The following is a 13,367-nucleotide window of genomic DNA, read 5'->3' as shown; positions in this document are numbered from 1 at the left end:
ATGAATACGATTAAAATTGTAATTGCAGGCCCGCGCGGTCGTATGGGTAGTGAAGCGGTAAAGTTAGTCACTAATACAGAACACTTTGAATTAGTTGCTGCTGTCGATCACAAGAATGATGGAATGATGCTGAGTGATGTTGAAGGATTTCAATCGATTCCAAGTGTTCCAGTTTATTCTGACATTGAAAAATGCCTGCAAAATATCGAAGCGGATGTTTTAATTGACTTAACGACACCAGAAGTAGGCATGTACCACGCAAAAACAGCTCTTGAACATCATGTTCGGCCTGTTGTCGGGACAACTGGATTTACCAAACAGGATTTGGACGAGCTAGAGGGGCTGTGCTTAGAGAAAGAACTTGGCTGTATCATTGCACCAAATTTTGCAGTGGGTGCAGTACTTATGATGAAATTCTCCCAAATGGCCGCTAAATACTTTGCTGATGTTGAGATCATTGAAATGCATCATGACCAAAAGCTTGATGCACCATCAGGTACCGCTGTAAAAACAGCCGAAATGATATCAGCTGTAAGGGAAGGAAAAAAACAGGGGCATCCAAATGAAAAGGAAACCATTACAGGAGCAAGAGGCGGCGACTACGATGGAATGCATATTCACTCTGTTCGTTTACCGGGACTGATTGCCCATCAACAGGTTTTATTTGGTTCTGACGGGCAGACTTTAACAATTCGTCACGATTCCTATAACCGTGGATCCTTTATGTCAGGTGTAAAGGTTGCAGTTGAAACAGTTATGAAAAATAATACTTTTGTTTATGGACTTGAAAATATATTAGATTAGGGGCAAGGATATGAATATAGCATTAATAGCACATGACCAAAAGAAAAATGATTTAGTTCAATTTGTAACAGCCTATAGAGGTATTTTTGCCAAACATACCTTATTTGCCACTGGAACGACAGGCTCTAGGGTTAATGAGGCTACAGGATTAGATGTAACCCGTTTTAAATCAGGACCATTAGGCGGAGACCAAGAAATTGGTGCGATGATTGCCAAAAATCAAATGGATGCCATTTTCTTTTTCCGGGATCCATTAACCGCTCAGCCTCATGAACCAGATGTAACGGCTTTAGTTAGACTTTGTGATGTCTATTCTATTCCTTTGGCTACTAATATGGGTACTGCTGAACTGCTCATAAGAGGGTTAGAAATGGGATTATTGGAATGGAGAAATGTAGCTAAAGAGAATGGTGATGTTAATGGAGCTAAATAAATTACATATCCTAGCATTTGGTGCGCATGCGGATGATGTTGAAATCGGCATGGCTGGTACCATTGCGAAATTTGTGGAAGAAGGAAAACGAATTGGTATTTGTGATTTAACTGATGCTGATCTCTCTTCCAATGGGAATGTAGTGTTAAGAAAAGAGGAAGCTAGTAGCGCAGCAGATATTTTAGGTGTATCTGTCCGAGCTTCGCTAGGTTTTCCAGATAGAGGGTTATTCTTAAAAGAAGAGTATATTCAAAAGGTTGCGGAGATGATTCGAAGATACAAGCCGCAAATTGTGTTTGCACCCTATTGGGAAGACCGGCATCCTGACCATGGAAACTGTGCCCGGATTGTGGAGGAAGCGGTATTTTCTGCCGGAATAAAAAAATATCGTACCACAGATTGCAACGAACCACATCGCGTGCAAAAGCTGTATTTTTATATGATTAATGGATTTCATAAACCTGACTTTACCGTTGATATTACACCAGTGATTGATAAAAAGCTGACCTCCTTAAGGGCCTATAGAAGTCAGTTTGAATTTACTGCCGAAAGTGTTCAAACACCGCTTGTGAATGATTATATCGAAACGGTCGAGTCAAGAGAAAGAATGTTTGGAAAACTTGTTGGAGTGTCTTATGCTGAGGGGTTTAAGACAAAGGTTCCGCTTGTTTTGAAACACGATTTACTAGGAGAAGAACCATGCGGAAACTAAAAATTGGAATTACCTGCTATCCGACTGTTGGCGGGTCGGGAGTGGTAGCAACGGAATTAGGAAAAATGCTGGCTGAAAAGGGGCATGAAATTCACTTCATCTCTTCAAGTCTCCCTTTTCGTTTAAATAAGATGTATCATAATATCCATTACCATCAAGTCGAAGTTAATCAATATTCGGTTTTTCAATACCCGCCTTATGATATAGCATTAGCCAGTAAAATGGCGGAAGTTGCTAATCGTGAGAATTTAGATATCCTTCATGTTCATTACGCAATTCCTCATGCCGTTTGTGCGATTTTGGCAAAACAAATGTCAACTCGGGATATAAAGATTGTCACAACTTTACATGGTACGGATATAACCGTTTTAGGGTACGACCCATCCTTAACAGATGCGATTAAATTCGGGATTGAAAAATCAGATATTGTTACCGCAGTTTCGTTTGCTTTGGTGAATCAAACTTATGAGCTAATCAATCCTGATAAGCAGATCGAAACGGTATACAATTTTATTGATGAAAGGATTTACCATAAAACTGCAGATACATCTTTAAAAGAGCAATTACAAATTAAAGTTGATGAAAAGGTAATAATTCATGTTTCTAATTTTCGCCCTGTAAAAAGAGTTAATGACGTCATAAAAACTTTTGCTAAAATTTCTGCCGTCATGCCGGCTAAATTACTGTTGGTAGGTGATGGTCCTGAAATGACAATAGTGTGTAAACTGGTAAGACAACTCTCTCTGGAAGAAAAAGTTATCTTCCTAGGAAAACAAGAGAATCTTGAGGAACTATATTCTATTAGTGATTTAATGCTGCTATTATCTGAAAAAGAGAGCTTTGGTCTTGTTGCCCTAGAGGCTATGGCATGCGGTGTCCCTTGTATCGGTACAAATGTTGGAGGTATTCCGGAAGTTATCCAACAGGGTGTTTCTGGGTATATTTGTGAGGTTGGTGATCTCGCGGATATTTCACGAAAAGCTATTTCACTTCTTAGCGATTTGGACCTTCATCAAAAAATGTCTTTAAATGCATTGGATACAGTTAAAACAAAATTTAGGGCAGACAGGATCGTTGAACAATATGAGCAGTTATACTGGAAGCTATTGAATTAAGGTGAATGAGATGAACGAGCCCTTTATATCAGCCATTCCTATTATTAATAAGCTTGAGGCTTCTGGATTTCAAGCCTATTTTGTAGGCGGCTCTGTAAGAGATTATCTTTTAAACAGGCCAATCAGTGATGTAGATATTGCTACATCGGCCACACCGAATGAAGTGAAAGAAATATTTTCACGAACAGTCGATATTGGGATCGAACATGGAACCGTGCTGGTCCTTTATCAGAACAGATCTTACGAGGTTACCACCTTTAGGACAGAGGGAGAATATCAAGATTATCGTAGACCTAAAGAGGTCTCTTTTATACGAATACTTGATGATGATCTGAAGCGCAGGGATTTTACCATGAATGCGATCGCAATGGATCGAAATGGACAGCTTATTGACCCTTTTAATGGGCAAGCTGCTATTCAGAATAAGGTAATCCAGACTGTAGGATCAGCTAAAGAGCGTTTCCAGGAAGATGCCTTAAGGATTATGAGAGCTGTACGATTTGTCAGTCAGTTATCTTTTGCAATTGAAGAAGAAACCCTTAAAGCATTAACTAAGCTAGTTCCATTATTAAAAAACATAGCGGTAGAACGAATTAGAGCAGAGTTTGAAAAGATGTTGGTTGGGGAAAATGGTAACAATGCCATTAGGATACTACTTGAAACTCAATTATATGCGTATCTGCCAGGCTTAAAAAACCATAAAAGTCAACTGGAAAAAGTAATCTGCTTTCCGTTTAAAGGGTTAAATAAACTAGAAATGTGGTCATTACTGCTATTCACTTTTTTGATAAAAGATAAAGCAGTTGAGGTCTTTTTACGAGAATGGAAGCTTCCTGTTAAAGAGATCAAAGAGATTCAACAAATCTTGATTTATTTAGAAAAAAGGATGGAGCGGGAATGGTTAACCTATGACTTATATTCAGCGGGGAGAAACGCCGTTAGCTCTACAGAAAAGCTTTATGGTGTTCTAAATGGTCATACCGAGGAGGATTCTTTATCATATTGGCTAAAGATTTATGATGAGCTGCCAATCAAACAGCGCAATAATATGGATGTAACGGGCAGTGATATTATCGAATGGTTCCAATCTGAAGGAGGACCATGGTTAAAAGATACACTTTTAAAAATTGAGTGTGCCATATTAGCGGGGGACATTCAAAACGACAAAGAAAAGATTAAGGAGTGGCTGATCAGGTGCAGTCAGAAATAAGGAAGAAACTGCTCGATGCCTTCACGGATGCTGGCGAATCCTTTCTCTCAGGGCAGTATTTAGCAGAACTAATTGGCTGCTCAAGAACGGCAGTTTGGAAGCATATGGAGGACTTAAGAAAAGAAGGCTTCACATTGGAAGCCGTTAGAAATAAGGGATATCGGATTGTTAAAACACCGGAGCGAATAACAGCCGATGAAATTAGACTTGGCCTAATAACTAACTTTATCGGAAAGAATATTCATTATGAAGAAAGTGTAGAGTCTACTCAAAAAATTGCTCACCACCTTTCAAATGAAGGTGTGCCAGAAGGGACCGTTGTGATCGCCGAAGAACAGCGGTCAGGTAAAGGAAGATTGAACCGAAGCTGGCATTCACCAAAGTATAGTGGTATTTGGATGAGTATAATTCTAAGACCGAATATTCCCTTAACAAAAGCCCCACAGTTGACTCTATTAACTGCAGTGGCCATCGTACAGGCAATTGAAGAAGTCACAAATTTACAGCCTGTAATCAAGTGGCCGAATGATATTTTACTGAATGGTAAAAAAATAACAGGTATTTTAACGGAGCTTCAGGCAGAGGCAGATCGGATTCATTCTGTCATTATTGGTACAGGGATTAATGTCAACCAAAAAAGAGAAGATTTCCCGTCCGAGCTTCATGACACCGCTAGCTCCCTTTCGATTGAAAACGGCGCTCCCATTTCTCGTGCTGAATTAATAAAGAGTGTTTTCAAGCATTTTGAAAAATTATATTTGCTTTATTTAGAGCAAGGATTTTTCCCCATCAAACTTTTATGGGAGGGATATGCCGTTAGCATCGGGAAAAACCTCAAGGCAAGAACTCTAACCAATGTCATTGAAGGAAAAGCACTTGGAATAACCGATGATGGTGTTTTAAAATTGGAGGATAAGACAGGGTTTATTCACCATATTTATTCAGCGGACATTGAGATATAAAAATTAGATACTTTTGTCAGCGCAAGAACCAAAGAGTTCTTGCGCTTTTCTGTTAACATGCTATAATTTCTTTGGGCAGTATCTCCTTAGAACTGCACCTTTTAGGAATTAATACTACAATTTAAAAAGGTTTCTGCCTAGATCCGTATAACGGACCGGGACAGAGGGATGAACATGCACATGAGTAATGATGAGATCCTCTGCCTTAAGAAGGATCTTTTTTATTTGCTCTCTATTGGCGTTTTATCACCTCTCCCATTATTAAAGGAGGGAATAATGATGAAGCATACCACTGACTTCTTAAAAATGAAAGAAAACAATGAAAAAATTGTCATGCTTACCGCTTATGATTACCCATCTGGAAAACAAGCGGAACAGGGCGGAGTTGACATGATTCTGGTTGGAGATTCACTTGGAATGGTTGTTCTAGGATATGACTCAACCATCCCTGTAACGATGGAAGATATGATACACCATACAAAAGCAGTAAAACGAGGAGCAAAAGATACCTTTATCGTGACAGATCTGCCATTTCTAGCCTATCACCTCTCCGTTAGAGATACCCTCATTAATGCAGGCAGGCTGATGCAAGATGCTGGGGCCCATGCCGTGAAACTCGAAGGAGCAGATGGCGTGTTAGAAAAGATTTTTGCTTTGACACAAGCTGGTATTCCTGTTTGTGGACATCTAGGTTTAACACCGCAATCTGTTGGCGTATTAGGCGGTTATAAGGTGCAGGGAAAAGATGCACATGCGGCCCAAAAGTTGTTAAATGATGCAAAGAAGGTTGAGGAAGCCGGTGCATTTGCTATTGTCCTTGAATGTGTGCCTAAACAGCTGGCTGAGGAAGTAGCTAAATCGATTTCAATCCCTGTGATTGGTATTGGAGCAGGGATGCATGTAGATGGACAGGTTTTAGTTTATCACGATATTTTAGGCTATGGTGTCGAAAGGGTGCCTAAATTCGTGAAGCAATACCATTCCGTAAATCCGTTTATGATTGAATCGATTCAAGCCTATACGTCCGAAGTGAAAAATAATCAATTCCCTGAAGATAAACATTCTTTCACCATGAAGGAAGAGGAACTGAAAGTTCTTTATGGAGGTAAAAAATGAAGGTCATAACTACCATTAAAGAGATGCAGGATGAAATAGTTAACCATAAAGGGTTGGGACAATCCATCGGCTTTGTCCCTACTATGGGCTTTCTCCATGAGGGGCATTTAACACTTATTTCTAAGGCAAGAAAAGAAAATGATATCGTTGTGTTGAGTATATTTGTCAATCCATTACAATTTGGTCCGAAAGAGGATTTTTCCACTTATCCCCGTGATTTTGAACGAGACCGCGCCCTAGCTGAAGGAGAAAAGGTAGACTATCTCTTTTATCCGTCAGTAGAAGAAATGTATCCACAAGTGCCATCGGTTAGAGTGGTAGTTCAGGAACGAACTGATGTGTTATGCGGGAAATCACGGCCTGGTCATTTTGACGGTGTTGCTACAGTCATTACCAAGTTATTTCATATCATAATGCCTACACGGGCTTATTTTGGTAAGAAAGATGCCCAGCAAGTTGCAGTGATTGAGGGATTAATTTCCGATTTTAATTTTCCAGTTCAGTTAATACCGGTTGAAATCGTTCGTGAAGAGGACGGGTTAGCAAAGAGTTCACGAAATGTTAACTTATTACCGGAAGAAAGACAACAGGCTCCCGTAATATATAGAAGCCTGCAAGAAGCAAAGAATGCAATTGACAATGGTGAAAAAAATCCGGCCGTTGTAACTAATAGAATCAAGGAATTGGTTACAAATGAGTCTATTGGGAAAATTGATTATGTCGAAATACTTTCCTATCCACAATTAAAACCGTTGGAAAAAATAGAAGGTTCCTTTATAATTGCTGTTGCTGTGAAATTTTCGAAGGTAAGGTTAATCGACAATATTATTATTCAAATAGATTAGTAGAGTTTCATTAGAGGAGGAATAAACTTGTTTCGTACTATGATGAATGGCAAAATCCATCGTGCTACTGTAACTGAAGCTAATTTAAACTATGTTGGAAGTATTACGATAGATGAAGATATTATTGATGCTGTTGGAATGGCAGCCAATGAGAAGGTACAAATCGTGAACAATAATAATGGTGCTAGGTTAGAAACATATATTATTCCAGGTAAAAGAGGCAGCGGAGTAATTTGTTTAAATGGTGCGGCTGCTCGCCTTGTTCAAGTGGGTGATACGGTGATCATTATTTCTTATGCATTGGTACCTGATGAAAAAGTTGAAACTCATATACCAAAAGTAGCTATAATGGATGAGAACAATCGGATTAAAGATCTTCTACATGCAGAACCAGCACATACCATTATGTAAGGTCCCCATTTTTTGGGGATTTTTTTATTATTTTAAAAATCCTTTAGACAGTGGTAGAATTTAAATCATTATGGAAAAGTTATGTTGCCGTTTAATGAACGAAGGTTTGGGGTGTAACAAATGTTAAATAAATTTGTTGTGATTGATTTAGAGACTACGGGTAATACACCAAAAAAGGGTGATAAAATTATTCAATTTGCGGCTGTGGTAATAGAAAACGGAAACATCACAGAACAGTTCTCCTCGCTGATCAATCCACAAAAACCAATTCCAGTCTTTATAGAAGAACTGACTGGAATTAATGATGAAATGGTCAAGGATTCACCATTATTTACCGAAATATCCGAAAAGGTTCAATCTTTGTTAGAAGGGGCCTATTTTGTTGCTCATAACGTATTATTTGACTTATCCTTTCTTCAAGAAGAATTAATCCAAGCAGGATCAGAAGGGTTTTATGGGTCTGTCTTAGACACCGTGGAGATGGCAAGAATTCTCTATCCAACAGCTGACAGCTATAAGCTTTCAGATTTGGCAGAGAAAGAGAAACTTACCCATGACAGGCCGCATCAGGCAGATAGTGATGCCTTGGTGACAGCGGAACTTTTTTTAATCCTATTGAAACGTCTATCTTTATTGCCGACGGTTACTCTTAGACAGTTAACTCAGTTATCTGGGGGATTAAAGAGTGACCTGCAGTTGTTTCTCGAAGACATGATGGATACATTTGCAGCTTCAAACATTTTAGATTCTATAGAAATTGTAAACGATATTGCGTTCAAGAAGAATCATACTGAAAAGGAAACCGATATCTTAAATAAAGAAGAGTGTAAATATCCTGAAAGTGAAGAAGAAAAGGTTGAAATCATCCGTCACGGCTTTAAGTCTTTTATAAAGCGAGTGGGGCAATTTAAAATGATGGATACCGTCTATCAATCCCTGCAACTTTCAAGGCATACACTGATTGAGGCCGGAACTGGTGTAGGTAAGTCGCTTGGTTATCTTTTGCCGTTAGCGTATTTTGCCAAGCAAAACAAACGGCCCATCATTGTCAGTACCCATACTATTCAACTGCAGGAACAACTTTTAAATAAAGAGATTCCCTTTTTGAAAAACATTCTTCCATTTAAGATAGATGCCGTTCTGTTAAAAGGGAGACATCAGTATTTAAATTTAGAAAAATTTCACCAGACGTTAATGGATGAAAACGATAATTATGATACTACCTTAACGAAAATGCAAATCCTAGTTTGGTTAACGGAGACGGAAACTGGTGATAGGGATGAATTGAATCTATCGAGTGGAGGCCAATTATATTGGAACAAAATAAAGGAAGAACCGTCGATATTATTTGAGGATAAGGGCTGGCAAGAAAGGGATTTTTATCAAAAAGCAATAAGGAATGCAAACTCGGCTGATATCATTATTACAAACCATTCATTATTATTAAGCGATATTAAAGGTGCGGGTTCCATTTTACCTGCATCTGATTATGTAGTGATTGATGAAGGTCATCATTTGGAGAAAGTTGCGAGTAGGTTCTTTGGCTATTCATTGGACTATTTGTCTACCCGATTGCTAATTAGTCAATTTGGAACTTATGAGCAAAAACAACTCTTTTATGAAATGGAACAGCTGACCTCACGACTTCCTTCATCAGGAAAAAAGTTTTTTACTTCCTTTGAATTAAATCAGCTTGTTTTAGATCTACATTACGAGATGGATGAATTTTTTAAATTAATGGCCCTATATGCAAAAACAAAGGCAGCTAATAAAAAAGGGATAAATCGGATAAAAGTTCGGTTTACTACAACCGACTCTTGCAGAGAAAGAAAAGCGCTTGTCCACAGTGCCGAGAGAATGTCCTTTTTGATTAAGGATATACTCAATGCTATTGACAGCCGAATTAATTGGTTAAAAACCCAGAAAGATTCATTATCAATCCCTGAGCTTAATAAAGTGGAGGATGTCTCTGGATTTGCTGCGGAGCTTGATGAATTGCGAAACATATTGATTAGCTGTTTTATCAAGGATTCAAAAGAAGTAAAGTGGATTGAAATGGATACCCGTTCACCGCAAAATGTGACAACATTTTTGGCTCAGCCAGCTACTGTTGCGATGCAGTTGAAGGAGAAGTTCTTCGAAACCAAGAAAGCGGTAATCCTAACTTCAGCAACCCTAACGGTGAATCGTTCTTTTGATTATATCATGAGAGAAATTGGCCTTGAGGCAAACTCTACAGTTCAAGTGAGTATTCCCTCACCATTTGTGTATAAAGATCAGGTTCAACTTCTTATCCCTGATGATTTACCAGAAATCAATTCTGTATCACTGGAAGAATACGTAATCGCTATTACAGAACATATCATTACTATAGCTGAGGCAACAAAAGGAAGGCTGCTAATTCTTTTTACTGCTTATGACATGCTAAAAAAAACGTACGAACTAATAAAGGAAAGTGGTTTTCTTAATGAATATGTATTAATTGCTCAAGGTATTTCAAGTGGAAGTCGTTCAAGACTAACAAGAAATTTTCAGCGCTATGAAAAGGCCATCTTGTTAGGAACCAGCAGCTTTTGGGAAGGAGTCGATATTCCAGGAGAAGACTTATCTTGCCTTGTCATTGTCAGGCTGCCATTTAGCCCTCCTGATGAACCTTTGACAGAGGCAAAGTGTCAGTTGATTGTCCAGCAGGGAAGGAATGCTTTTTCTGATTATTCACTACCAGAAGCCATACTCCGTTTTAAACAAGGCTTTGGCCGGCTAATTAGGACCGAAACGGACCGAGGGGTAATCATTGTATTTGATAGAAGAATCGTTACCACGCAGTACGGAAAGGCCTTTTTGCAATCAATACCTCCCGTTCCAGTCCAAAAGGGAAAAATGGAGGAATTAGCGGGGTTTATCCAAAAATGGTTATGATAAAATTTGGAAAAAGACACATCCTATAACTATCTGGGAGGAATGTGTATGAGAATATTGCTTATGATTTTGGCTTTATTGATTCCAAGCAGCGTGGCGGTAAGAGCAGAAACGACTTTGCCTACAGAGGTTGAAAAAATTGATGTAAAATTAGCAGAGCATCAAGCAGCAGTCACCTTTTTAGGCCTGACTACTGGTGAAGCGACGCTTGTACAGGGTCCAAATGGAGAAAATATTTTAATTAATATCGGAGGGCAAGGAGAATTAACTGAGTTAGAAGGATGGCTTTCTCTTTATAATGTAAAGGAACTCTCTACCTTAATTCTAACGAATAATGATGAAAAGATTTCGATTGAGAAAGTCGGTAAGTTATGGAAAAAATATAATATTAAAGAAATTGTCACCACGCCCGAAGTTTCTGCGTTATTAACCAGAGAACAGTCCAATCAAATACCCATTACGGTTTGGAATGAAGGGACAAAGAAAGAAATCCTGCCTGAAATGTTTGCATATGTTCAATTCCTTGGAAATCAAAAAAATGAAGGCATGGATTTGATGCTGCGCTTTTTTAAGCATAACCTCTTTTTAATGACTTCCTTCAGTCAACGGGCGGAACAAGAATTATTAGCTAAGAACTTGGTAGATATTCATGTTTTTAAAATACCTTACACTCTTACAAAAGACTCCTTATCTGACCAGTTGATTCAAACTCTAAATCCACAAATATCAATTCTGTTCGGAGCAGAGGAAGATCAACTGGATCAGGATTTGCTGCGTGACCTGCAAGGTATATGGTCTGAAGTGTATTTTACAAAAAAACATGGGACAGTCACCATTAAATTTACGGAATCAAATTATGAGATTATTACCATTCCCCTAAAGGAAGCGGAATAGCTTTTTCGCAAAAATGAAAAAAATTTTCTAATTTAATGAAGATTGATAACACATCTTGATTTATCCTGTTATAATAATTAAATAGATTGTTGAACATTAGAACCAACTATATATCGTACATAAAGAAGTGAAAAAGAAAATGAAAAAGTGGATTCTAATCCCCATTATTGTAGTACTTGTCATAGCCGGAGTGCTGGTAAAAGTCTATTTTTCATCTGTTCAGCCCGTTAAAGCAGCCGAAAAAAGAGCTGTTTCACTTGCCAAGGATAAAGTGCAATTGAGTGAAGTGGATGACTTTCATATTTATAATGGTATTGAGACCGTTAATGTGATTGAAGGGAAAAATAAAAAAGGCAGTAAAGTGATTGTTTGGATTCCTGAGAAGAGTAAAAAGGTTTACATTAAAAAGGCGAAGGATGGCATCACAAGAGAAGAAGCAATTCAAAAATTATTGCAGGAAAAACAACCTAAGAAAATTATTTCAGTACGGCTGGGTATGGAAAAAAATATTCCATTATGGGAAATCTACTACCGTTCTGAAAATAATTTAATAAATTATTACTATGTTCACTTTGAAACCGGTGAATGGCTAAAAAAAATTGAAAATCTATAGCTTGTGGAGACTGGAGGAAAGAGATATGGCAATCAAACTTGCAAATCGAGTAATGGCACTTACGCCATCTACTACGTTAGCTATTACAGCAAAAGCAAAGGAATTGAAAGAAAAAGGAGAAGATGTCATTGGATTAGGGGCAGGGGAACCTGACTTTAATACGCCCCAGCACATTTTAGATGCGGCTGCAAAATCGATGAACGAGGGGCATACAAAGTACACTCCTTCAGCGGGCCTTCCTGCCTTAAAAAAGGCTATCATCAATAAGTTTGAGGCAGATCAAGGATTAAGCTATAAACCAAATGAGGTTATTGTAGGCAATGGAGCAAAACACGTCCTTTATACATTGTTCCAGGTTATCTTAAACGATGGTGATGAAGTAATTATTCCAACACCTTATTGGGTCAGCTATCCTGAACAAGTAAAGCTGGCAGGTGGTGTACCTGTTTATGTTGAAGGGCTGGAACAAAATAATTTCAAAATTACTCCTCAACAATTAAAAGAAGCAATAACGGATAAAACAAAAGCTGTAATCATTAATTCACCAAGCAATCCGACAGGAGTTTTATATACTGACCAAGAACTTCTAGAGTTAGGAAAGATTTGTTTGGCAGAAGATATTTTAATTGTATCAGATGAAATATATGAGAAGCTTGTCTACTCTGGTGCCAAACATGTCTCCATTGCGGAGCTTTCTCCAGAATTGAAGGAGCAAACAATTGTTATTAATGGTGTATCCAAATCACATTCTATGACAGGCTGGAGAATTGGTTATGCTGCAGGTAATAAACAAATCGTTGAGGCCATGACGAATCTTGCCAGCCATAGTACCTCCAATCCAACCACAACTGCCCAATACGCTGCGATTGCGGCTTACAATGGTTCACAGGAACCAGTTGAAGAAATGAGACAAGCGTTTGAGAAAAGATTAGAAATTATCTACAATAAATTAGTTGCAATCCCTGGATTTACCTGTGTGAAACCGCAGGGTGCTTTTTACCTTTATCCAAATGTCAAGGGTGCTGCGGAGATGACTGGATTTAGAAACGTTGATGACTTCGTGGAAGCATTGCTTGTAGAAGCTAAGGTAGCTGTTATTCCAGGTTCAGGTTTTGGAACTCCAGATAATATTCGTCTATCTTACGCAACATCACTTGAACAATTAGAAAAGGCTGTGGAACGAATTGATCAATTCGTTACAGCGAAGGTTAAGAGCTAACCTTAGTCGTTTTCCTAATACTTAAAAGTCTGCATGATGCAGGCTTTTTGTTTTTCCTTTCCAAAGATGGATTTCTAATACTCTTACTCGAATTGGTGGTTCATGTTATACTAA

Annotated in this window: 13 protein-coding genes; all 13 read left to right on the top strand. The window is 38.3% G+C overall.

Going from position 1 to position 13,367, the window contains the following annotated elements; all coding sequences use genetic code 11:
• Complete coding sequence (gene dapB / locus COD92_RS01730) at window positions 1-804, top strand: 4-hydroxy-tetrahydrodipicolinate reductase (RefSeq protein ID WP_098530425.1); 804 nt, start codon at window positions 1-3, stop codon at window positions 802-804.
• Window positions 805-814: 10 nt separating this feature from the next.
• Entirely contained in the window at window positions 815-1,237 is a 423-nt protein-coding gene (mgsA, locus tag COD92_RS01725) for a methylglyoxal synthase (RefSeq protein ID WP_098530426.1), read from the top strand.
• Entirely contained in the window at window positions 1,224-1,949 is a 726-nt protein-coding gene (gene bshB1, locus COD92_RS01720) for a bacillithiol biosynthesis deacetylase BshB1 (protein WP_098530507.1), read from the top strand. Before mgsA ends, bshB1 begins: the two co-directional genes overlap by 14 nt.
• The gene (bshA, locus tag COD92_RS01715; RefSeq protein ID WP_098530427.1) at window positions 1,937-3,064 is read left to right on the top strand and encodes an N-acetyl-alpha-D-glucosaminyl L-malate synthase BshA; all 1,128 of its coding nucleotides are present in this window, start codon (window positions 1,937-1,939) and stop codon (window positions 3,062-3,064) included. The genes bshB1 and bshA overlap by 13 nt, the downstream gene beginning before the upstream one ends.
• 10 nt (window positions 3,065-3,074) lie before the next feature.
• Entirely contained in the window at window positions 3,075-4,274 is a 1,200-nt protein-coding gene (locus COD92_RS01710; RefSeq protein WP_098530428.1) for a CCA tRNA nucleotidyltransferase, read from the top strand.
• Complete coding sequence (locus COD92_RS01705; RefSeq protein ID WP_098530429.1) at window positions 4,259-5,236, top strand: biotin--[acetyl-CoA-carboxylase] ligase; 978 nt, start codon at window positions 4,259-4,261, stop codon at window positions 5,234-5,236. Before COD92_RS01710 ends, COD92_RS01705 begins: the two co-directional genes overlap by 16 nt.
• A gap of 279 nt (window positions 5,237-5,515) precedes the next feature.
• Entirely contained in the window at window positions 5,516-6,352 is an 837-nt protein-coding gene (gene panB, locus COD92_RS01700; protein ID WP_098530430.1) for a 3-methyl-2-oxobutanoate hydroxymethyltransferase, read from the top strand.
• Window positions 6,349-7,197: a pantoate--beta-alanine ligase gene (gene panC / locus COD92_RS01695; protein WP_098530431.1), complete on the top strand. Its 849-nt coding sequence runs from the start codon at window positions 6,349-6,351 to the stop codon at window positions 7,195-7,197. Before panB ends, panC begins: the two co-directional genes overlap by 4 nt.
• A 27-nt stretch (window positions 7,198-7,224) precedes the next feature.
• Complete coding sequence (gene panD, locus COD92_RS01690) at window positions 7,225-7,608, top strand: aspartate 1-decarboxylase (RefSeq protein WP_098530432.1); 384 nt, start codon at window positions 7,225-7,227, stop codon at window positions 7,606-7,608.
• Between the two features lie 120 nt (window positions 7,609-7,728).
• On the top strand, window positions 7,729-10,527 hold the full coding sequence (gene dinG, locus COD92_RS01685; protein WP_098530433.1) for an ATP-dependent DNA helicase DinG: 2,799 nt from the start codon (window positions 7,729-7,731) through the stop codon (window positions 10,525-10,527).
• Window positions 10,528-10,575: 48 nt separating this feature from the next.
• On the top strand, window positions 10,576-11,421 hold the full coding sequence (locus COD92_RS01680; RefSeq protein WP_098530434.1) for a ComEC/Rec2 family competence protein: 846 nt from the start codon (window positions 10,576-10,578) through the stop codon (window positions 11,419-11,421).
• A 139-nt stretch (window positions 11,422-11,560) separates the two neighbouring features.
• Window positions 11,561-12,034: a cell wall elongation regulator TseB-like domain-containing protein gene (locus tag COD92_RS01675; protein WP_098530435.1), complete on the top strand. Its 474-nt coding sequence runs from the start codon at window positions 11,561-11,563 to the stop codon at window positions 12,032-12,034.
• 31 nt (window positions 12,035-12,065) lie between these two features.
• Entirely contained in the window at window positions 12,066-13,253 is a 1,188-nt protein-coding gene (locus COD92_RS01670; protein WP_098530508.1) for a pyridoxal phosphate-dependent aminotransferase, read from the top strand.
• Window positions 13,254-13,367 lie beyond the last annotated feature (114 nt).

The organism is Bacillus sp. AFS037270, from assembly GCF_002585305.1.
Note: the sequence above shows the minus strand (reverse complement) of the source record. Positions and strands in the feature narration are given on the sequence as shown.